Origin of the sequence: Mesorhizobium sp. C372A, assembly GCF_030323245.1 — a bacterium.
Taxonomy (GTDB): domain Bacteria; phylum Pseudomonadota; class Alphaproteobacteria; order Rhizobiales; family Rhizobiaceae; genus Mesorhizobium.
The window spans coordinates 3141690-3162718 of record NZ_CP100475.1 but is presented as its reverse complement, the minus strand read 5'-3'; the positions used below and the strand labels follow the sequence as shown (position 1 = coordinate 3162718).

The 21029-nt window shown below is 62.6% G+C and carries 21 protein-coding genes; 10 read left to right on the top strand and 11 right to left on the bottom strand.

Annotated features, from left to right (window positions below; all coding sequences use genetic code 11):
* Positions 1-132: 132 nt before the first annotated feature.
* Entirely contained in the window at positions 133-1335 is a 1203-nt protein-coding gene (locus tag NLY42_RS15075; RefSeq protein WP_023683765.1) for a pyridoxal phosphate-dependent aminotransferase, read from the top strand.
* A gap of 59 nt (positions 1336-1394) precedes the next feature.
* Here the strand turns inward: NLY42_RS15075 and NLY42_RS15070 are convergent, their stop codons facing one another.
* Together NLY42_RS15070 and NLY42_RS15065 are read right to left on the bottom strand one after the other, a co-directional pair.
* Entirely contained in the window at positions 1395-1790 is a 396-nt protein-coding gene (locus NLY42_RS15070) for a (R)-mandelonitrile lyase (RefSeq protein ID WP_023683764.1), read from the bottom strand.
* Between the two features lie 48 nt (positions 1791-1838).
* Positions 1839-2390, bottom strand: coding sequence for a methyltransferase family protein (locus tag NLY42_RS15065; protein WP_023683763.1), 552 nt, complete (start codon positions 2388-2390; stop codon positions 1839-1841).
* A 147-nt stretch (positions 2391-2537) separates the two neighbouring features.
* Here NLY42_RS15065 and NLY42_RS15060 point away from each other — a divergent pair, with 147 nt between their 5' ends.
* The 3 genes from NLY42_RS15060 (at position 2538) to NLY42_RS15050 (ending at position 6918) form a co-directional block, all read left to right on the top strand.
* Positions 2538-3398: an alpha/beta fold hydrolase gene (locus NLY42_RS15060; RefSeq protein ID WP_023711179.1), complete on the top strand. Its 861-nt coding sequence runs from the start codon at positions 2538-2540 to the stop codon at positions 3396-3398.
* Between the two features lie 245 nt (positions 3399-3643).
* Positions 3644-5695 carry an elongation factor G gene (locus NLY42_RS15055; protein WP_023683761.1) on the top strand — a complete coding sequence of 684 codons (2052 nt, stop codon included), beginning with the start codon at positions 3644-3646 and terminating at the stop codon, positions 5693-5695.
* Between the two features lie 725 nt (positions 5696-6420).
* Positions 6421-6918 (top strand): methyltransferase family protein, encoded by a 498-nt coding sequence (locus tag NLY42_RS15050; RefSeq protein ID WP_023671969.1) that lies wholly within the window; start codon positions 6421-6423, stop codon positions 6916-6918.
* Positions 6919-6940: 22 nt separating this feature from the next.
* On the opposite strand, the gene NLY42_RS15045 is transcribed toward NLY42_RS15050, so the two are convergent.
* On the bottom strand, positions 6941-7837 hold the full coding sequence (locus tag NLY42_RS15045) for a LysR family transcriptional regulator (protein WP_023671970.1): 897 nt from the start codon (positions 7835-7837) through the stop codon (positions 6941-6943).
* A gap of 80 nt (positions 7838-7917) precedes the next feature.
* A complete protein-coding gene (gene trxB, locus NLY42_RS15040; protein ID WP_023689720.1) occupies positions 7918-8892 on the bottom strand; it encodes a thioredoxin-disulfide reductase in 975 nt (324 codons plus the stop codon).
* Positions 8893-9148: 256 nt separating this feature from the next.
* Here trxB and NLY42_RS15035 point away from each other — a divergent pair, with 256 nt between their 5' ends.
* The gene (locus tag NLY42_RS15035; protein WP_023689719.1) at positions 9149-9625 is read left to right on the top strand and encodes an Lrp/AsnC family transcriptional regulator; all 477 of its coding nucleotides are present in this window, start codon (positions 9149-9151) and stop codon (positions 9623-9625) included.
* 422 nt (positions 9626-10047) lie between these two features.
* Here NLY42_RS15035 and NLY42_RS15030 read toward each other — a convergent pair whose 3' ends face one another.
* The 5 genes from NLY42_RS15030 to NLY42_RS15010 form a co-directional block, all read right to left on the bottom strand.
* Positions 10048-11028, bottom strand: a complete 981-nt coding sequence (locus NLY42_RS15030; RefSeq protein ID WP_245260033.1) for a phosphodiester glycosidase family protein — start codon at positions 11026-11028, stop codon at positions 10048-10050.
* A 206-nt stretch (positions 11029-11234) separates the two neighbouring features.
* Positions 11235-11888, bottom strand: coding sequence for a D-glycero-alpha-D-manno-heptose-1,7-bisphosphate 7-phosphatase (locus NLY42_RS15025; protein WP_023754552.1), 654 nt, complete (start codon positions 11886-11888; stop codon positions 11235-11237).
* Entirely contained in the window at positions 11881-12453 is a 573-nt protein-coding gene (locus NLY42_RS15020) for a D-sedoheptulose-7-phosphate isomerase (RefSeq protein WP_023671975.1), read from the bottom strand. The genes NLY42_RS15025 and NLY42_RS15020 overlap by 8 nt, the downstream gene beginning before the upstream one ends.
* An 8-nt stretch (positions 12454-12461) precedes the next feature.
* Positions 12462-13955, bottom strand: coding sequence for a D-glycero-beta-D-manno-heptose-7-phosphate kinase (gene rfaE1, locus NLY42_RS15015; RefSeq protein ID WP_023671976.1), 1494 nt, complete (start codon positions 13953-13955; stop codon positions 12462-12464).
* A 124-nt stretch (positions 13956-14079) separates the two neighbouring features.
* Positions 14080-14712: a LysE family translocator gene (locus tag NLY42_RS15010; RefSeq protein WP_023754553.1), complete on the bottom strand. Its 633-nt coding sequence runs from the start codon at positions 14710-14712 to the stop codon at positions 14080-14082.
* A 134-nt stretch (positions 14713-14846) separates the two neighbouring features.
* On the opposite strand from NLY42_RS15010, the gene rfaD reads away from it, so the two are divergent.
* The 3 genes from rfaD to waaC are packed head-to-tail and all read left to right on the top strand — an operon-like array spanning position 14847 to position 17748.
* Complete coding sequence (gene rfaD, locus NLY42_RS15005; RefSeq protein WP_023683756.1) at positions 14847-15797, top strand: ADP-glyceromanno-heptose 6-epimerase; 951 nt, start codon at positions 14847-14849, stop codon at positions 15795-15797.
* Positions 15770-16777 carry a lipopolysaccharide heptosyltransferase II gene (waaF, locus tag NLY42_RS15000; RefSeq protein ID WP_023695762.1) on the top strand — a complete coding sequence of 336 codons (1008 nt, stop codon included), beginning with the start codon at positions 15770-15772 and terminating at the stop codon, positions 16775-16777. Before rfaD ends, waaF begins: the two co-directional genes overlap by 28 nt.
* Positions 16774-17748: a lipopolysaccharide heptosyltransferase I gene (gene waaC / locus NLY42_RS14995; protein ID WP_023683754.1), complete on the top strand. Its 975-nt coding sequence runs from the start codon at positions 16774-16776 to the stop codon at positions 17746-17748. Before waaF ends, waaC begins: the two co-directional genes overlap by 4 nt.
* A 23-nt stretch (positions 17749-17771) precedes the next feature.
* Here waaC and greA read toward each other — a convergent pair whose 3' ends face one another.
* Both greA and NLY42_RS14985 read right to left on the bottom strand, forming a co-directional pair.
* Positions 17772-18245 (bottom strand): transcription elongation factor GreA, encoded by a 474-nt coding sequence (greA, locus tag NLY42_RS14990; RefSeq protein ID WP_023683753.1) that lies wholly within the window; start codon positions 18243-18245, stop codon positions 17772-17774.
* A gap of 288 nt (positions 18246-18533) precedes the next feature.
* Complete coding sequence (locus NLY42_RS14985; protein ID WP_023705872.1) at positions 18534-19070, bottom strand: tetratricopeptide repeat protein; 537 nt, start codon at positions 19068-19070, stop codon at positions 18534-18536.
* Positions 19071-19299: 229 nt separating this feature from the next.
* Here NLY42_RS14985 and NLY42_RS14980 point away from each other — a divergent pair, with 229 nt between their 5' ends.
* Both NLY42_RS14980 and NLY42_RS14975 read left to right on the top strand, forming a co-directional pair.
* On the top strand, positions 19300-19725 hold the full coding sequence (locus NLY42_RS14980) for a DUF3775 domain-containing protein (RefSeq protein ID WP_023683751.1): 426 nt from the start codon (positions 19300-19302) through the stop codon (positions 19723-19725).
* A 198-nt stretch (positions 19726-19923) separates the two neighbouring features.
* On the top strand, positions 19924-21000 hold the full coding sequence (locus tag NLY42_RS14975; protein WP_023705873.1) for an extensin-like domain-containing protein: 1077 nt from the start codon (positions 19924-19926) through the stop codon (positions 20998-21000).
* The last annotated feature ends 29 nt before the right edge of the window (positions 21001-21029 follow it).

Below are 21029 nucleotides of genomic sequence, written 5' to 3'. Positions count from 1 at the left end.
CTCCAAAAAGCCGATCTCCACGGGTCCTTGACCCTGGCTCATCCGACAATGCTTGCACTTGCCGGGTCGATGCGACATGAGAGGCGCCGCAGCTGTTTGCGGTTGCGCCGACCCCTCTGGAGATATCTGGTCATGGCCTTTCTTGCCGACGCCCTTGCCCGCGTAAAGCCTTCCGCCACCATCGCGGTGACGCAGAAAGCCCGCGAGCTGAAAAATGCCGGCCGCGACATTATCGGCCTCGGCGCTGGCGAACCGGATTTCGACACGCCCGACAACATCAAGAATGCGGCGATCGAGGCGATCCGCCGCGGCGAGACCAAATACCCGCCGGTTTCGGGCATCGCGCCGCTGCGCGAGGCGATCGCGAAAAAATTCAAGCGCGAGAACAATCTCGACTACAAGCCCGAGCAGACCATTGTCGGCACCGGCGGCAAGCAGATCCTGTTCAACGCCTTCATGGCGACGCTGAACCCAGGCGACGAGGTCATCATCCCCCGCCCCTATTGGGTCAGCTATCCCGAAATGGTGGCGATCTGCGGCGGCACCTCGGTGTTCGCCGACACCTCGATCGACAATGGTTTCAAGCTCACTCCCGCCGTGCTGGAAAAGGCGATCACGCCGAAGACCAAATGGCTGTTGATGAACTCGCCGTCGAACCCGTCCGGCGCCGCATACACGGAAGCCGAGCTGCGCGCGCTGGCCGACGTGCTCTTGAAGCATCCGCATGTCTGGACACTGACCGACGACATGTACGAGCACCTGACCTATGGCGACTTCGTCTTCAGGACGATCGCCGAGGTCGAGCCGAAACTCTACGAGCGCACGCTGACCATGAACGGCGTCTCGAAAGCCTACGCCATGACCGGCTGGCGCATCGGCTATGCCGCGGGTCCCGTCCAGCTGATCAAGGCGATGGACATGATCCAGGGCCAGCAGACCTCGGGCGCCTGCACCATCGCGCAATGGGCCTCGGTCGAGGCGCTCAACGGCCCGCAGGATTTCGTCGCCAGGAACAAGGCGATCTTTCAGGGCCGTCGCGACCTCGTCGTGTCGATGCTCAACCAGGCGCGCGGCATAACCTGCCCGTCGCCGGAAGGCGCCTTCTATGTCTACCCGTCCTGTGCCCAGCTGATTGGCAAGAAGACCAAAGCCGGCAAGATAATCGACACCGACGAGACTTTCTGCTCCGAATTGCTCGAAGGCGAGGGTGTCGCGGTGGTGTTCGGCTCTGCCTTCGGCCTCGGCCCCAACTTCCGCATCTCCTACGCCACGTCGGAGACGCTGCTGGAGGAAGCCTGCACGCGCATCCAGCGGTTCACGGCATCGCTGACCTGAACTGGCGGCACCGAGACATGAAACCCGGCTTCGAGCCGGGTTTTTGTCAGGAGCAGACCTCAGCCGCCATACTGCTCGCTGGTGACCGCTTCCATCCAATCTGCGTGGACGCCGTCCAGCGCTTCCTGCATGGCGACGTGGGTCATTGTCGTCTTTGGACCCGCGCCGTGCCAGTGCTTCTCGCCCGGCTCGAACGAGATCACGTCGCCCGCCTTGATCTCCTGGATCGGCCCGCCCCATGTCTGCGCAAGGCCGGCGCCCGACGTGACATAGAGCGTTTGGCCGAGCGGATGCGTGTGCCAGTGGGTACGCGCGCCAGGCTCGAAGCTGACCAGCGTGGCCCGCAGCCGCGCCGGCGCTTCCTTCTCGATGATGGGCGTCTGCAGCACGCGGCCGGTGAAATACTTCTCCGGTGCGATGATGGTCGGCACGCTGCCGCAGGCAATGATCTTCATCTCTGGTGACCCCTGAGTTCAGTAGAACCTACCCTGCCCCGGTGCTCGCTACCACCCCAGCCGAGGCCAGAACAGGCCGGCACGTACGCGATAGTCCGCGTAGGCTCCGGCCAGCGGCGTGCGCGAAAATTTCTTCTCTTCGTCCAGCGCCGCAAACACATAGAGGATAGCGATCCCGGCGACCGGCACCAACGCCCAGACCGACCAGGTCGCGATCCCCCAGCCGATCCAGAAGACGATGTAGGACGTATAGAAGGGGTGGCGGACATGGCCGTAGGGGCCGTGGGTCAGCAGGCTGTGCGGATCGTCGGGTGCGAAGACGAAGCGCAGCCGCACCTTGCGCGACGTGACGATCGCCCACCAGAACAGGGCAGAGCTCGCCAGTTCGACGGCAAGTCCGGTGAGCTTTGCCGAACCCGGCTGCGATTGGATCCAAAGGGTGGCGAGAAAGAACAGCGCCGTGGCGATGACCGCCGCCGAAATCACCATGGCGCCTGGAGACATCGCCTGCGATTGGAAATGCGCCCGCATCGACCAGACATATTGGCCAAGCATCGCGATGCTGCAGATCGAGACAAGAAGATCGAGGACTGGTTCCATTGTCGGGATTCCGCGCGTGATTGCCATGGAGCCAGCGATCGTGCCGGCTATCTCTTTAGAAATCCTTTCTTAACCACATGTTTAAAGAACATATAGAGCCAGCGATGCGATGTTGGCGGTCAGGCAAATCTCAAGGTCTAATCCAGCATGAGCATCACTCACCGCACCATCCGCACGCCGCAGGCCGACTTGCGCCTCAGCCAGTCGTCTGGGTCCGGCATGCCCATCGTCATGATCCATGGGTCGGGCAGTTCGCGCGCCGTGTTTGCCCGTCAGTTCGATAGCCCGCTTGCCGACGGCCATCGGCTGATCGCCTTCGACCTTCCCGGCCACGGCGAGTCCTCCGATGCCCGCGACCCGGCGACCGCCTATACGATTACCGGCCTTGCCCAGACCACAGCCCGGCTTCTCGACGCTTTGGGCATCGGCCACGCCATCATCTTCGGCTGGTCGCTCGGCGGCCATGTGGCGGTCGAACTGGCCAGCTTTCACCATGCGGTCAGCGGCCTGGTGCTGACCGGAGCGCCGCCGGTGTCGCGGGGGCCGCTTGGCATGCTGCGCGGCTTTCACGCCAACTGGGACATGCTGCTCGCCTCCAAGAAGGTCTACTCCGAACGCGACATCGAGCGTTTTGAGGCTCTGTGCTACGGCGACACCGCCAGTCCGTCTTTCCGCGAAGCCATCAGGCGCACCGACGGTCGGCTTCGCGCCGGCGTGGCGCGCTCCATGTTTGCGGGCAAGGGCGCCGACCAGAAACAGGTGGTCGAGCACGCTCCGTTCCCCGTCGCGGTGATCAATGGCGAGCATGATCCGCTGGTGCGGCTAAGCTATTTCGAGACCGTCGCCTACAGCTCGCTGTGGGAACAGTGCCATGTCATACCAGGCGCCGGCCATGCGCCCTTCTGGGAACGTCCGGACCTGTTCAACCCGTTGCTGTCGCGCTACGCCGAGATGGTGGTGAAGCAGAGTGCAGCCGCCACGCCCACGCGCCGCACCCAGGCAAGCTGAAATCGCCCGACGGTTCTGATCCCCGGGTCTTGCCTCGGCCGCCTGACGGCGGCGCGATTTCTATTTTCCTTGCCCTCCCGGCTAACCCGTGGGACGATGGGTTGGGCAGGTGGCTAAATGAAAACAACCCCGCCCGCGACGGTCGAACAGGCCGGCCGCCGCTCACGACAGGGTGCGATCGGCGCAAAACCGTTTCCACTTTTGCTGATCGCACTCCAAGGGCAACGCCTGAGTGGAGGTCAGCCATGGGTACTCGCGCCGGAGGACGACGCACGGGACCGAAATGCATTGCCATAGTCGGTCCCTTTGCAAGCGGTAAGACGACACTTCTCGAAGCCATCCTCGCCCGTACGGGCGCCATCCCCCGCCAAAATCCCGTTTCATCGGGAAGCACCGTTTCCGATCATTCGCCCGAGGCGCGGGCGCACGCCATGAGCGTCGAGGCGACCTTTGCCACCACCGAATTCATGGGCGAGCAGATCACCTTCGTCGACTGTCCCGGATCGATCGAATTCTCCTTCGAGGCCGAGCCGGTGCTGGCAGCCTGCGATCTCGCGGTGGTCGTCGCCGAGGCCGACGAGAAGAAGATCCCAGCCTTGCAGCTCATCATGCGCAAGCTCGACGATCTCGGCGTGCCGCGCATCCTGTTCCTCAACAAGGTCGACAAGGCAATCGCCGGCGTACGCGATACGCTGAAGATGCTGCAGCCGACGAGCGCGGCGCCGCTGTTGCTGCGCCAGATTCCGCTGCGCAAGGACAATGTGGTGATCGGTTCCATCGACCTGGCGCTAGAGCGCGCCTACATCTACCGCGAATATGCCGAAAGCCAGGTTGCCGAAATTCCAACTGACGACAAGGCGCGCGAACTGGAGGCTCGCTTCTCCATGCTGGAGACGCTTGCCGACCATGACGACCAGTTGATGGAGCAGTTGCTGGAGGAGATCGAGCCGCCGAAAGACGCGGTCTTCGACGATCTGTCCGCCGACCTGCGCGCCGGCGCCATAACGCCGGTGCTTATCGGCACCGCCGAAAAAGGCAACGGCGTGCTGCGCCTTTTGAAGGCGATCCGCCATGACGCACCGGATGTCGAGGCGACGCGCAAACGGCTCGGCGTCCCCGACGGCAATCACACCGTGGTCCAGGTGATGAAGACCATCCACACCGCGCATGGCGGCAAGCTGTCCGTGTCGCGCGTACTCTCCGGCCAGATCGCCGATGCAGCCGAACTCTATTTGTCGAATGGCGAGACGGCGAAGGTCTCCGGCATCTACAAGATGCTCGGCAAGGACCAGTCCAAGCTCACCGCTGCCAAGGCCGGCGACACGGTGGCGTTGGGCAAGCTGGACGAGGTCAAGACCGGCCAGACGTTGAGTTCCACGAAGGGCGGTATCAAGCCGCTGGTCACGCTTACGCCGCCGCAGCCGGTCTTTGCCTTTGCGCTACGGCCGAAGGAGCGCAAGGACGAGGTCAAAATGTCGGCGGCCATCCAGCGCCTGGCCGAGGAAGATCCCTCGCTCACCTTGCGCCACAACCAGGACTCGGCCGAGACCGTGCTGTCCGGCCATGGCGAGATGCATCTGCGGGTCGTGCGCGAGCGGCTGGAAGGCAAGAATCAGATTCCGGTCGAAGGCCATGCGCCTGCCGTCCCCTATCGCGAGACGATCCGAAAGACGGTGCAGCAGCGCGGCCGCCACAAGAAGCAGTCCGGCGGCCATGGCCAGTTCGGCGATGTGGTGATCGAGATCAAGCCGCTGCCGCGCGGCTCCGGCTTTCAGTTCTCGGACACCATCACCGGCGGCGTCGTGCCCAAGACCTACATCCAGTCGGTCGAAACCGGCGTGCGCGATTATCTGAAATCCGGCCCGCTCGGCTTCCCTGTCGTCGATGTCGCCGTCAACCTCTCCGACGGCTCCTACCACGCCGTCGATTCCTCCGACATGGCTTTCCAGATGGCGGCCAAGCTGGCCATGAAGGAAGGCATGGCGGCCTGCTCGCCGGTGCTGCTCGAGCCGGTCATGAAGGTCGAGATCGTCACGCCGTCCGAAGCCACTTCGAAGATCATCGCGCTGATCCCGCAACGGCGCGGCCAGATCCTTGGCTACGACGCGCGGCCTGACTGGCCGGGATGGGATGTCGTGGAGGCGACCATGCCGCAGGCCGAGATCGGCGACCTGATCATCGAACTGCGCTCGGCGACCTCCGGCGTCGCCAGCTATCGTTGCGCCTTCGATCACATGGCCGAGCTGACCGGTCGGTTGGCCGACGAGGCGATGAACGCCAACGGCAAGGCTGCCTGACAGGCCGAAGGATGATCCGCACAAAAAACGGCGCCCGGATGACCCGGACGCCGCTCTTATTGCGGACCGTCTTCTTGGGAGGAAAACGGCAGGTCCGCCGCACGTATCCGCCGCGCCATGCGGCACTGACAGACGAATAGGTTCGGACGCGGTAGCCGCCTGAGCCCGGATCTTCCGAGTGATGCCCCCATCTCCCGGTCGAACCACACCGCGTCCTATGATCTGCTTAAACGATGAATCGCGCCTGCGGCATGTTACCTGAGGTTACATGTCACTGTTACGCGGCGATTTTGCTCGATTTTTCGCTGGCTACGGCAGGCCCGGAAACAAAAAAGCCGGATCAATGAAGATCCGGCTGAGTTTGATTGGAAGTGCCTGTTAAGGCTAACCTCCAGAGGGGAACACTCGAGGGCGCTAATGGGAGGAGAACGCGCCCAGGAGATGATCTATATATGTGCTGTTCATGCCCAAGAAACAAGCATCTATTTTGCAACACACGCATGCAAAAAGGTACAGGCTGTGGTCTAACCCATGTCTAGGGGCCATAGGACCACGAAAAGTTGCCAAATGAATGGCGCGACCGTGCGGTTGCCTTCGCAGAACCGCAAGTCGGGCTGATTCTCGCGCTCGCGGGCAAAAAGCCGAATGACGTTGAATCGGGCAGCAGGCGTTTATTTTTGCGGCAGCGGGATGGGAAGGGTCGGCCGGAAGAAGGGAGACCTGACATGCGGACACCCCAGGCGATCGCCGGCAGCGCGGTCTTCTTCATCGCCGCACCTTGTGTCGTGGCCGGGCTGGTGCCCTGGCTGCTGACGGACCGCTACCGTCTGCCGCTGTCGACGGTGCCCGGCTTCGTGCCGGCTGGCTCCATCCTAATCGTCGCGGCCATCGCCCTGCTCGTCCATTCCTTTGCCCGCTTCGCGCTCGAAGGCATGGGCACGCCGGCGCCTGTAGCACCCACCGAGAGACTGGTGATCGGCGGCGTCTACCGCCATGTCCGCAACCCGATGTACGTCGCCGTGCTGTCGATCATCCTCGGCCAGGCGTTGCTGTTTTCAAGCTGGAGCGTCGCTGCCTATGCCGCCATCGGCGCGATCGTCATGGGCTCTTTCGTCAGGTTCTATGAGGAGCCGACTCTCGCCCGCCGCTACGGTGGCGAATACGAGACCTACCGCCGCAATGTTCCCGGCTGGCTGCCACGGCTGACGCCTTGGCGGGGGTGACCAGCACCTCCCAAGGGCATGTTTAAAATGACCAGCTGCGCGCTTTGGCGATGATGAAGTCGCGGAAGACGTGCAGCTTGGCCTGGTTCTTCATTGCATCGGGATAGGCGAAATAGGTGTCGAAGGACGGCACCTCGGTCTCCGGCAAAAGCTGCACCAGATCCGATTCCTTGGAGATCACGTAGTCGGGCAGCATGGCGATGCCGGCGCCGCCCTGCACGGCGCGCTTGATCGACAAGATGTCGTTGATCTGCAGCGTCGGCACCCTTTGCCCACCGTCGAAATCGCCGATCGTTTCCAGCCAGTTCAGCTCCGACAGATGCGACGGCACCGGCACACCGAAAGTGACGATGCGATGGTTCTTCAGATCGGCGACCGAGGTCGGCTTGCCGTGCTTGCCGACATAGGACGGCGAGGCATAGAGGTGGAAATGCACGGTGAACAGGCGGCGCTGGATAAGGTCGGGCTGCTGCGGCTGGCGCAGCCGTATCGCGCAGTCGGCCTGGCGCATGGTGAGGTCGAGTTCCTCATTGGCCAGGATCAGCTGCAGGCTGATTTCCGGATAGAGCTCGATGAATTCCTGCACCCGCTCGGTCAGCCAGCCGGCGCCGAGCCCGACCGTGGTCGTTACCCTCAGCACGCCTGAGGGACGGTCCTTGGCCTCGGTCAGCTTCGACTTGATGGTCTCCAGCTTCATCAGCACGTCATGCGCCGTGCGGAACAGCATTTCGCCCTGCTCGGTCAGCACCAGGCCGCGGGCATGGCGATTGAACAGCGGCACCCCGACGTCATGCTCGAGCGCGCTGACCTGGCGTGAAATCGCCGATTGCGACAGGTGCAAAGTCTCGGCGGCATGGGTAAACGACCCAGCCTCCGCCGCTGCGTGAAACACGCGAAGCTTGTCCCAGTCCAACGCCATTGAATTCCCCTCGTTCTGTTCTTGGCGTCTGAATGAAAAATCAGGCTTTTGAACGGCTTGCGACGCCGTCTTGATAGATTTTATTCCGCCGCTTCGCGGTGCACCTCGATGCCGGCCAGGTATTTTTCCGCCTCGAGCGCGGCCATGCAGCCGAGCCCGGCGGCGGTCACCGCCTGACGGTAGATGTCGTCGGTTACGTCACCGGCGGCGAACACGCCGGGCACATCGGTGCGGGTCGAATTCGGCGCCGTCCACAGATAGCCGTTCGGCTTCTGCTTCAGCTTGCCGACAAACAATTCCACCGCCGGCGCATGGCCGATCGCCACGAACACGCCGTCCACCTGGAGATGGGTGACCTCGCCGGTCACCGCATTTCTGAGCTTCAGCCCTTCGACCGAAGGCGGCAGCGGCGTCTTGCCGGGCCGGCCGGTGATCTCGTCGACGATCGTGTCCCAGATGACTCGGACATTGTCCTTTTTCAACAGCCGCTCACGCAGGATGCGCTCGGCGCGGAAATCGTTGCGCCGGTGGATGACGGTCACGCTCTTCGCCAGATTGGAGAGATAGAGCGCCTCCTCCACCGCCGAATTGCCGCCGCCGATGACAGCGACATCCTTGCCGCGATAGAAAAAACCATCGCAGGTGGCGCAGGCCGACACGCCGAAGCCCATGAAGGTCTGTTCGGTGGGGATGCCCAGCCATTTCGCCTGCGCGCCGGTGGCAATGATCAGCGCGTCGGCCGTGTAGGTGGTGCCGGAATCGCCCGTGGCGCGGAACGGCCGCACATTGAGGTCAACCTCGGTGATGATGTCGTTGACGATGTCAGTGCCGACATGCTCGGCCTGCTTCAGCATCTGCTCCATCAGCCACGGGCCCTGGATCGGATCGGCGAAGCCCGGATAGTTTTCGACATCGGTGGTGATCATCAGCTGCCCGCCCTGCTGCAAGCCTGCTACGAGCATCGGCTTGAGCATGGCGCGCGCGGCGTAGACTGCGGCGGTATAGCCGGCCGGGCCGGAACCGATGATAAGGACAGGCGCGTGCTTGGTGGTCATCTAAAGCCTCTGCGGGGCAGACAATCGAGTGTGCCTTGGAAAACGACGTGAAATGTTGCTGGTAATGTAAGGGTTGCCAACCACACCAGCAAGACGATCAGGCCGTCGTCCCCGGAAAGCTTCGGCCTACAGGCTTATTCGCGCAATGGCCGCTTTCGTTACGGTTGCGAAATCGCCCGACCAAAGGGCTGGCATCGACACAAAAGTCGTTTAAGGACGAGAGCGCGAAAGATTCTTGCGCTAAGCCGAGACCGCCATGCCCCTGAAAGCCGACCTCGATGCCATCGACTGGAAGATTCTGCGCGAGCTTCAGGCCGACGGGCGCATGACCAATGTCGAACTGTCGAGCCGTGTCGGCATTTCCGCCCCGCCCTGCCTGCGCCGTGTCCGGCGGCTGGAGGAAACCGGCATCATCAGAGGCTATCGCGCCTTGCTCAACGCGCCGGCGCTCGGCATGGATGTCGTCGCCTTCTGCCTGATCGGCCTGCATCACCAAGCCGACGCGGAGCTCAAAGCTTTCGCCGAGCGCACTCGCGGCTGGCCGATCGTGCGCGACGCCTGGATGGTCTCGGGCGAATCCGACTTCCTGCTGCATTGCGTGGCGAGTGATCTCGGCACCTTCCAGACCTTCGTCATCGAAGAACTGGCTTCGGCGCCGAATGTCGACACGGTGCGCACCGCGCTGACCATCCGCCGCGTCAAGGACGAAGGGCTGGTGGCGTTCAGCGCCTGATAAGCGAGATTAACTTCGAAAAAGCATGTGCGACGCCGACCAAGACATACCCCAACAGACACACTGCTACCTCTCCGACAACTGGCAAAAGAATGAAGCCGTCCCCAGGGCCGGGGCTCTCACCAGGGGACATCTCCGGCAAAGCTAAAAAGGCTAGCAAAATAGGTGAGCAAGCAAGCCAGACGAATGTGATGACATGCGGCAACCATTTGAGACGGAAAATGTTTTTTGACGCGAGAACGCCGCGCCGATCACAATCATGTTGACGACGAATATGAGCCAGAAAGCGAATTCTGGCGCCGAAATCGTAGGGTATTCCGGGTCAGATTGCGTGAACATGAGCGGCCAAGGTTGAATATGCCATCCGGTTTCAGCTACGGAATCGGGAGTACTTTGACCCACCCTGCCAAGGGCAGGATCTGCTACCTGCGCTCCACCGTGAGAACAACAGGCAATCCCCAGGGCACATCTAGCGGTGCTTGAAGCAGTGAGACGTCGCCATCCGCGACCTGGGCTTCCCACTTGGCATAGTGTTTCAACCGGTAGTTCCCGGAGCGGACGCTGAGGCAGGCAACAGGCCCGCCATCGAGGTTTAGCGCCGTCTTGAGATCGAGGTCGGTCTGCAACAGGAAGTTTGCTAGCCGGTCCAGCGAGAAGAAAGCGTCCTTGGTCGAACCGACGATGATCCAGCCCTGACGATCTTCCGCGATAAAGGTGCGGTTGGCCAACCAGTTGCTCTTGGCGCGTACATTGTTGCGGCCGTCCTCACCGACAAGCAATGGATAGGAAACCATAGCGTTTTCGGCATTCTCCGTGACTGCGCGCCAGTCACGTGAATTGAGATCGACCACATGCGTGCCGGAGGCATTCACGAACCAGGCGCCGGCCTTCGCATCGTATTCATCCGGCCCGAGCCTCGCACCCATGCTGACAAAGGGCGTGTCGGCTTCGCCCTTCAGTCCGAAATAACTGCCATTGACGATCAGAACGGTGCCGCCTGTGCCTTGTGGATTGAGTGCCGCTTCCCACTGGTCGATGTCCTTGGCACCACTGGGCTCGTTACGGGCAACGAAACGGAATTTGGCTGGATCGAAACGGTTGAGATAGAGCCGGTCAATTTCACGGTCGCCCGCCATGACGGGGATTTCTCTGACCTGGAATCCAGGCTCGGTTTCATTCCATGAGCTGGCTCCAGCGGTCACATCAGGAATTTCCGATTTCAACGCAAGCTGCATGGCAGGCGAGAGACGCGCATCGTCGGGTGCAACGGCGATCCAGTAGCTTCCGCCGCGGCGAAGAAGTGCATTGAGCCCATACACGCCGTGTTTTTGCCAGACATACCCCACGGCTGAAAGCACAGCCAATATCAACAAGACAACGGCAACAGAGATTGCTTTCTTCAATGAATTCCCCTCGTTCTTCGATGGAATGACATCTGCAAATTTCTTGCTTGAATGATGTCTGATCTCTGCAGTTTTTCCGCAAAAGAGCGTGGTGCTTTCCTGGGGAATAGCGTCAAAGCAAAGAAATGGATCGGCTCGCCGTTTCTGCGAAACGGTGAAACGCTCAAGCTAACCCATTGAGATTGCGTCGCAACAGATCCGGAAAGCTAGTTCAGTCTCGATCCGAGCGACTCGACAGCTCTCAAAAGCCGTTCCAGATCATCGGGGTTGCGCAGCGGCAGAACCTCGAAGCCCGGCTCATTACTTCCCTCGCCATCCACCAGCCAGCCGCGCGGCAGGCCGGCACGTTGTCCGGCCTGCATATCCGCGGCCTTGTCGCCGACTATCAGCGAGCGCTTGAGATCGAGGCCGAGACGCTGCCGGGCCTGTAGCAGCATGCCCGGATTGGGCTTGCGCATTGGATGGTCGGCGACCGCCAGTGGCCCGCTGCCCGCCTCGTGGTAGGCGCAGGCCAGAACCATGTCGACGAAGGCATCGCCGGCGGCAAGCAGCTTGAGAACCCGGCCGTTGACCGCGGCAAATTCCTTCCAGCCGAAATAGCCGCGCGCGATGCCGGACTGGTTGGTGACGATGACCACCGGGATGTTGCCCCGGTTGGCCGCCGCGATGACCGGCACGATGCCGTCGCGCAGCGCCATTTTGGCTGGATCGTCGGGATAGCCGGTGTCGACATTGATGGTGCCGTCGCGGTCGAGGAACAGCGCCGGCGCGTTGGCTGGAAACACCCGCGAACCCACCCGCTCAACCCACAGGCCGGGCTCAGCCAGCGGGTATGGACCGTAGGCCCCGGTGTCAGCCATTCGACAGACGGTCTTCCACCACCTCGCAGAGATAGTGGTAGAGGCAGAGATGTCCCTGCTGGATGATCGGCGTCGAGGTCGAGGGCACGTTGAGCAGTATGTCGGTGAGCGGCTTGAGTTTGCCACCGCTGTCGCCGGTGAGGCTGACCACCGTCATGCCCATCATCCGAGCCTGTTCGGCGGCAGCCAGAATGCTCGGCGAATTGCCGCTGGTCGAGATGGCAAGCAGCACGCCGCCGGGCGCGCCATGCGCCTCGACCTGGCGCGAAAACACGGTGTCGAAGCCATAGTCATTGCCCCAGGCGGTCAGCATGCCCGCGTTGGCCGGCAGCGCAATCACATTGTAGGCCTTGCGCTCCTTAAGGAAGCGGCCGACCAGTTCGGTGGCAATGTGGATGGCGTCGCTGGCCGAGCCGCCATTGCCGCAGACCAGCAGCGCCTTGCCCGAGGAAAGCGCGGCGACGACCGCACTCACAGCACGTTCCATCTCGGCGGTCAGGTCACGCTCGACTGTCGCGGTGATCGCGGCCGCCGAGCGGACCAGATAGTCATTCAGTCCGGACATGAAATCCCTCAGTTGGTACCGCCGCCGGCGCGCAATTTGCCGATCGTGCCGGTGGTGCTCTTGCCGGCGACAAGGTCGACCAGGACGACGCGCCCGCCCGCCTTCTGCACCACATCGGCGCCGACAACGGTTTCGACCGTGTAGTCGGCGCCCTTGACCAGAATGTCGGGCAGAAGCGCCTCGATCAGCGCCAGCGGCGTATCCTCTTCGAACACCACGACCGCATCGACCGAGGCCAGGGCGGCGAGCACGCAGGCACGATCATGCTGATCGTTGACCGGGCGCCCTGCGCCTTTCAGCCGACGCACCGAGGCATCGCTGTTGAGGCCGAGCACCAGCCGGTCGCACTGGCTGCGCGCCGCGTGGAGAAGACTGACATGGCCGGCATGCAATATATCGAAGCAGCCATTGGTGAAGCCGACGCTCAGGCCCTCGTCCTTCCACGCCGCCACCATGCGCGCGGCCGATGCGGCATCGAGGATGGCGTCCTTATGGGCGGTGGGGCCGTGCGAGCGGAACAGCGCGCCGGTGAGTTCCTCCACGGTCAGCCGCGCGGTGCCGCGTTTGCCCACCACCACACCGCCGGCGGCATTGGCGATGGAGGCGGCCATGACGCGATCGGCGCCCGCGGCCAGAGCCAGCGCGAAGCTCGCGATTACCGTATCGCCGGCGCCCGAAACGTCGAACACTTCGCGCGCCTGGGTGGCGATGTGGCGCGCCTCATCCGCGCCGACGACGCTCATGCCCTTTTCGCTGCGGGTGGCGACGACGAAGTCGAAGCCATGTGCCGAAATCAGCTGGCGTGCCGCCGCGACGATCTCGTCGTCGGCGAAAACCGGGCGACCGACAGCTTCGCCAAGCTCCTTGCGGTTGGGCGTGATGGCGGTCGCGCCGGCATAGCGCGCATAGTCGCGGCCCTTGGGATCGACCAGCACCGGTTTTCCCGCCTCGCGGCAGATGGCGATCAGGTCGGCGGCGACGCCGTCGAGCAAGATGCCCTTGCCATAGTCGGACAGAATGACGATGTCGGCGCGCGTGAGTGCGGCGCGAAAATGCCGGACCAGGTCCGCCCGTTCCTTGTCGTCGAGCGGCTTGATCTCTTCCTCATCGAAGCGCAGCACCTGCTGATTGAGCGCGCTGAAGCGGCTCTTCGACGACGTCATGCGACCGCGCTCCTGCGCCATATCAGCCGTATCGGCGCCGAGTTCGCGCAGCATGCGCACCAGATTGTCGCCGGCCACATCGGTGCCGATCACCGATATGGGAATAGCGCTGGCACCCAGCGAGACGATGTTGGCGACAACGTTGCCTGCGCCGCCCATCGTCGAGGTCTCGCCGCGCCCGTGCAGCACCGGGATCGGCGCTTCCGGCGAGATGCGCTCGATGACGCCGTTGACGAAACGGTCGAGGATGAAGTCGCCGACCACCAGCACGGCAACGTCGCCAAAGCGGGCAATGGCGCGGTGCAAAGGTTCGGGCGAAGGCGGATTGTGCTTGATCATGTCACTGGCAATGCGAGGGAAAGGCCGACCTCAATCACGCTGAAAATTGTCAATTTACGGGCCGGATCGTTCATGGCGAAGCCGATATACCGCAAATCCGCGCAGCGCAACGTCAGGGCGGCCGTCAGCTCTTCTGCAACGCGACGTGGACGCCCAGTCCGACCAGCACCGCCCCGCCCGCCCTCTGCATGATGCGCTGCGCACGGCTGGAGCGCTTCAGCCGGGCGATCACCATGCCTGCCAGCAACACGCAGACAATATCTGCCGAAGAGAACATTAAATTGACGATGGTGCCCAGCACGACGAATTGCAGCCACACCGGGAAACCCGCCGAGGCATCGATGAACTGTGGCAGGAACGCCATGAAGAAGATCGCCGTCTTCGGATTGAGCACTTCGACCGTGATGCTCTCGAAAAATGCCCGGCGCACCGATTTGCGCTCGATCGCCGGCAGCGCCGTGTCACCGTCCCCGCGCTTGCGGAACAAGGACACGCCAAGCCAGATCAGATAGAGCGCGCCGATGAGCTTGACCGCCATGTAGAGCGGCGGCACCGCATGGAAGAGCACCGACAGCCCGGCGGCAGCCGCAAAGACATGGAAATAACCGCCAAGATGGATGCCAAGTGCCGCCGTCAGCCCCGACCAGCGCCCGCGCGCCATGGTCTGCGCGGCGGCATAGAGCATCGCCGGTCCTGGAATATAGGCAAAGATCGCCGTGGTGGCGAAAAACGCAATGAGCAGTTCGGTCGACGGCATTTTTTGTCCCCTAGCTTGCGGGCCTCGAATAAAGCGGGCCGCTTCGCGGTCTCACTGTGGCGTCGTGGTGCTTCATCGACAGTACGCTTGGCCTCCCTTATAAGGACCGGAATCGCAAGCAACCAGAGGCCTTCATGATCATCGTCACGGGCGGGGCCGGCATGATCGGCTCCAACATCGTCGCCGCACTCAATGCCGAAGGCCATGATGACATCCTCGTCGTCGACGACCTCACCGACGGCCACAAGATCGCCAACCTGGCCGATTTGCAGATAGCCGACTATCTCGACAAGGACGAATTCTTGGCCACCTTGGAAGCCGGCGACCTAGGCCGCGTCGAGGCCGTCTTCCACCAGGGCGCCTGCTCGACCACCACGGAATGGAACGGCAAGTTCATGATGGACGTGAACTACGCCTTCTCAAAGCGCTTGCTGCATGGCTGTCTTTCGCTGCGCATACCGTTCCTCTATGCCTCCTCGGCTTCCGTCTACGGCGGCGGTTCGGAGTTTCGCGAGGATCCCGCACTTGAGCGGCCGCTCAACGTCTACGCCTATTCGAAGAAACTATTCGACGACTATGTCAGGCGCACCGTGTTCGACACCGATCATTCGCAGGTCGCGGGCCTGCGCTACTTCAACGTCTATGGCCCGCGCGAGGCGCACAAGGGCGCCATGGCCTCGGTCGCCTTCCATCTGTTCAATCAGGTCGGGCGCGGCGAAAACCCAAAGCTGTTCGGCGCCCATGACGGCTTCGGCCCCGGCGAACAAAGCCGCGACTTCATTCACGTCGGCGATGTCGCCGACGTCAATCTGTGGCTGTGGAAGCGCGGCTCGAGCGGCATCTTCAACTGCGGCACCGGCCGCGCCCAGCCGTTCCGCGCCATTGCCGAGACCGTGATCGATACGCTGGGCCAGGGCGAGATCGAGTTCATCGAATTCCCCGATCACCTCAAGGGCAGCTACCAGAGTTTTACCCAAGCTGATATGTCCCGCTTGCGCGCAGCCGGCTATAATGGGCAATTCCGCAGCGTGGAAACCGGCGTCAGAGACTATGTCGAATGGCTGAAAGCCCAACGATCCTCGTGATCGGCCCACGCTGGGTGGGCGATATGGTCATGGCGCAGTGCCTGTTTTCAGCGCTGAAGGACGTCCATCCCAACGCCGCCATCGACGTGCTGGCCCCGGCCTGGGCGGCCCCGCTGGTCAAGCGCATGCCCGAGATTCGCCAGCAGATCGATTTCCCGCTGCAACCGGGCGCGCTCGAATTCACCATTCGCCGCCGCTTCGGCCGCCTGCTGCGCGGCCGCTACGACATGGCCTACGTCCTGCCGGGCAGCTGGAAATCGGCGCTGATCCCGTTCTTTGCCCGCATCCCCCGCCGCTTCGGCAATCTCCGGGAAATGCGCTACGGCCTGCTGACCGACATCGTGCCGCTGCCCGATGCCGTCAAACGGCGCACCGCGCAGGCCTATTTTGGCCTCGCCCAAGGCGGACATTTCCGGCCGCCGCGGCTCACCGTCGACGCCGGCAATCAGAAAGATCTGCTCGCTCGCTTCGCAGTGCAGCCGGGAAAATTCGTCGCCATGATGCCCGGCGCCGAATTCGGTCCGGCCAAACGCTGGCCTAGCGAAAGCTATGCCGGCCTCGCCGGAGAGATGATGGCGAAAGGATTCAAGGTCGCGTTGTTCGGCTCGAAGAACGATCGCGACGTCACCGCCGAGATCGCAGCACTCGCGCCCGGTGTCGTCGATCTGGCAGGAAAGACACGGCTGGAGGACGCCATCGACCTGATCGCCGCGGCCAGGCTGGCGGTGTCCAACGACAGCGGGCTGATGCATGTCGCGGCCGCCGTCGGCACGCCGGTCGTTGCCGTCTACGGTTCGACCTCGCCGGAAAACACGCCGCCGTTGGCTGAACAGCGCGAACTGATCTGGTTGCATCTGTCCTGTTCGCCCTGCCACCGGAAGGTCTGTCCGCTCGGCCACCTCAACTGCCTGAAGACGCTGGACGTTGCCCGAGTGGCAGCGGCGGCGGACAGGTTGCTGGAACTCCCGGCCGCCGCATGAAGGTGTTGATCGTCAAGACCTCCTCGATGGGCGACGTCATCCACACCTTCCCCGCCGTCGAAGATGCACGCCGCAAGCGCCCCGATATCGCCTTCGACTGGTGCGTCGAAGAGGCCTTTGCCGGCATCGTCGCGCTGCATCCGGCGATAGCAAAGATCCATACCGTCGCCATCCGGCGCTGGCGCAAGCATCTGTTCAACGCCGGCACATGGCGGGAGGCGACAAGCTTGCGCCGCGCTCTGCAAGCAGGCGAGTACGACCTCGTCATCGATGCGCAGGGGCTGCTGAAATCGGCCCTGGTTGCGAAACAGGCAGCGGCACCAATCGCAGGTTTCGACCGCGCAAGCGCGCGGGAGCCCTCGGCAACGTTGTTTTACCAGCGCAAATACGCCGTGCCGCGCAACCTGCACGCCATCGAACGCACGCGCCGGCTGTTCGGGCTGGCGCTCGGCTACGAGCCCGATCTTTCGGCGCTCGCATCCGGGATTGTGCCGCCTCCCGGCGGCCTGGCCGGCATTGACGGCAAGACGGCCTTCCTGCTGCACGGCACCAGCCGCGAGGACAAGAAATGGCCCGCCGAAGACTGGATCGAAACGGCTCGCCTGCTGGTTGGTAGCGGAATGACGCCGGTCACCACCTGGTCGAACGAGCGTGAGAAGGCGGTGGCCAAGGCGATCTCGAAAGCCGTGCCGTCAACGATCGTGGTGCCGAGATCGCCGCTGGCAGACATTGCCGCGATCCTTGGCCGCTCGACGCTGGTTATCGGCGCCGACACCGGTCTGACCCACCTCGCCAGCGCCTTCGGCCTGCCGACGGTCGCGGTGTTCCTGGCGACCGAGCCGGGTTTGACCGGCCCGCGCGGGCAATATGCCTCAACGTTGCTGGCCGCAGCGGGGGAGCGCCTCATGCCGGCACAGGTGGTGCCGGAAGCAGAAAAGCTATTAGCCCTTAAGCTCCAAGCTTCGGCATAGGACCTTCCAGCAATTCTGAGGTGCTAGATAAATTGCACCTGGACGATCTCATAACCCCTGGCGCCGCCGGGGGCGTTGACCTCGATGGCGTCGCCGACTTCCTTGCCGATCAGCGCGCGCGCGATCGGCGAGGAGATCGAAATACGGCCCGATTTCACATCCGCTTCCTGGTCGCCGACAATCTGGTAGGTCTTCTTTTCCTCGGTGTCCTCGTCGACCAGCACCACCGTGGCGCCGAACTTGACCTTGTCGCCGCTAAGCTTGGTGACGTCGATCACCTCGGCCCGAGCAATATAGTCTTCCAGTTCGTTGACACGGCCCTCATTGAGGCTCTGCGCCTCTTTGGCGGCATGATATTCGGCATTTTCGGACAGGTCGCCATGCGAGCGCGCTTCGGAGATCGCCTCGATGATACGCGGCCGCTCTTGCTGCTGGCGCCAGCGCAGTTCTTCCTTCAATGACGCGAACCCCTCGCCTGTCATCGGGACCTTGTTCATGATGCCTGACCTTTCCTGCCGCCACCCCCGCATTTCGGGGAAAGCCTTGTCGATGGGTATAAAAAGAAAACGGGTCCGGCAGCCTCGGGCTAACGGAACCGTTTCACCGCAATTTTCCCCAATATAGCGATCCTCGCGCGTTTTTCACGCTGAAAAAGCAGGCTTTTTGAAAAATCATGAGCCGACTTGCGCAATTGCCGTCACGGCATGTGCAGCGTGTTGCAGTTGCGACAACAAAAACCGGCTGCGATTGCTCGCAGCCGGCCCAGAAAAGCCGTTGGGGTGGGGTCAGCTTCTCATGAAATGGTAGATCTGTTCGGCCAGCATGCCGTATTCGCGCGAATCTTTGCCCGTCCGCTTCTCGATCTCGGCCAGCTGCGCCTGGGCGCCGACCAGATCGCCGATCTGCAGATGGGCCTCGCCGAGATATTCGCGCACCAGCGTGTAATCCGGGTTGATGCGGAGCGCTTCCTCGTAATAGCCGAGGCCGACGGTGACACGGCCGGAATGGCGATGCGAATAGCCGAGATAGTTGAGGATGCGTGGATCCTGCTTGTTGGCGGCAAGGCTGAGCACGGCGATCGCCTCGTCATAACGCCCGGCCATGGCCAGGTCGTGACCAGCATCATAGATGTTATCGTCGTCCAGCATGCCGTACTTCGGCGCGACGCATTTCTGCTTTTTCTTGTCCCAGACCTGCCCCTTCTTGCACTGGGTGGTGGTCTCGGTACCACCGCCACCGCCGCCGGCCGCAAACACCGGAACCGCAAAGAACTGCAGCGCCACAAGCGCCGCAGCCGCCTGGATCAACACTCTTTTATGCATCGAAGCCTCCTTGAGGGATAATGACGATCTTGAGGGAAAATGACGATAATGAAAAGCTAACGCCGGGATGCAGACTTTTCATCCCGGAAACCCGCAGCCGCCGAAACTATTTGTGCGGCCGTGCCTAACCTGAATTCGGTCAAAGGCGGGAGCCAGGGATCAGAACATGACGTGACGCGCGCTGCAAATCCGCTATCATTCGGGAAATGATCAGCGGGGGTGCCCGAGAGTGCAACAGCGCCGTGAGCGGGAATGGGAGCTATCGATCGGCCCGGACACCGTGCGCCTGTTCATTCTCAAGGCAAAGGGACTGAGTGCTGCCGTCAACGAAGACTATGCCGACGGTGCCGAGCATGAGGTCGAGCTCGATGGTGAATCACATGCCAATCACCACCATGACGGTCTGGCGGAGGAAAGCGCGGAAGACCTCACCGAGGAAGAGCTGCGCGAGCTGATCAACGACCTCAACGTCGACGAAGCGGCCGAGTTGATCGCGCTGGCCTGGGTCGGCCGCGGCGACTATGACGCAGCGGAATGGTCCGATGCGGTTGCCGCCGCGCGCGACCGCGCCAACAAGCGCACGGCGAAATACCTGCTCGGCATGCCGCTTTTGGCCGACTGGCTGGAAGAAGGGCTGGAAGCGATTGGCGCGTAACGACGTCGTTACCGTTCGTGATGGGCCGCAGGCAACCTCCGGGCGTTCGCGCCGTTGAGGACGATGGGGTCGCTTGTACTTTCCCGAACATCCAGGGTTGCACTGGTCATGGTCGTCACGGCTCTGCTGCTGACGCCCCTGCTGACGCAAGCCGACGCCAAACAGCGCAAAAAGCATTACACGCCGCTGTCACAGCGGTTGGAGCAGCTGTTTTCACCGCAGGTCGACTCGCATCCTAAGCCGCGCAGCAAGCACCGCCAGAAGCCCAGTCCAAAGCGGCACATCACGCCAAAGCAGGTGGAACAAAAGACCCCGGATAAAAAGCCCTCGCCCGCCGATGTTCCGGTGCAGCCCTCGCGCGTTGTCCCGCTGCCCGAGGCGCGTCCTTCAGAGGCGCCGAAGACCGGCGCGGCACCGATCGAAAAGCAAAAGGCCGAAGGTCCGAACCCCCTTGGCGCGCCCAACCGGTCCAATGACGATCGATTCAACGAAGAAAAATCCGGTTTTAAAAAGCAGGCGCGGCCCGGACCGTCAGCCCCGAAGCCATCGACCGATAGGCAAAGCGAGCCCGAGCCGCCGGCCGCGGCGCCGATTCCGACACAAAAGCCAGACACTTCGGAACCTGAAGCTCAGCCGCCGGCCGTTGCTCCGCAACCACCTGAAAAACCCGATGCCGGCGACAAGAAGATGCTGCCCGATGCGCGCTCGGCCGATTTGCCCGATGCAAAAATGCCGGCGGCGGAAGTCGCCTGTCGCGAGCGGCTGACGGCCCTTGGTGTCGAATTCGAGGAGCATAAGGCGGAAAGCAATCCCGACATCGGCTGCTCGATCCCCTATCCCCTGGTGCTGAAGTCGCTCGGAAAATCCATCGCCATCGGCCCCGCGACCGAACTCAACTGCCCAATGGCCGAGGCTGCAGCCCGCTTTGCCGCCGAAATCATACAGCCGGCGGCGAAAGCCGAGTTCGGAGCCGACCTGAAATCGATCAACCAGGCATCGGCCTTTGTCTGCCGGCCGCGCAACGGCACGCGCCATCTGTCGGAACATGCCTTCGGCAACGCGCTCGATATTGCCAGCTTCACGTTGTCAGATGGCAGAAAGGTCGAAGTCGGTCCAACGCCGCCCGAGAAGGACGGCAAATTCCTCAATGCGGTGCGCAAGGCCGCCTGCGGACCGTTCAAGACCGTGCTTGGACCGGGCGCGGACCCGGACCATTCCCTGCATTTCCATCTCGATCTCGAACCGCGCCGGAATGGTGGCACTTTCTGCCAGTGATGGCCCTTCAGTGATCGTCATGCCGGTGA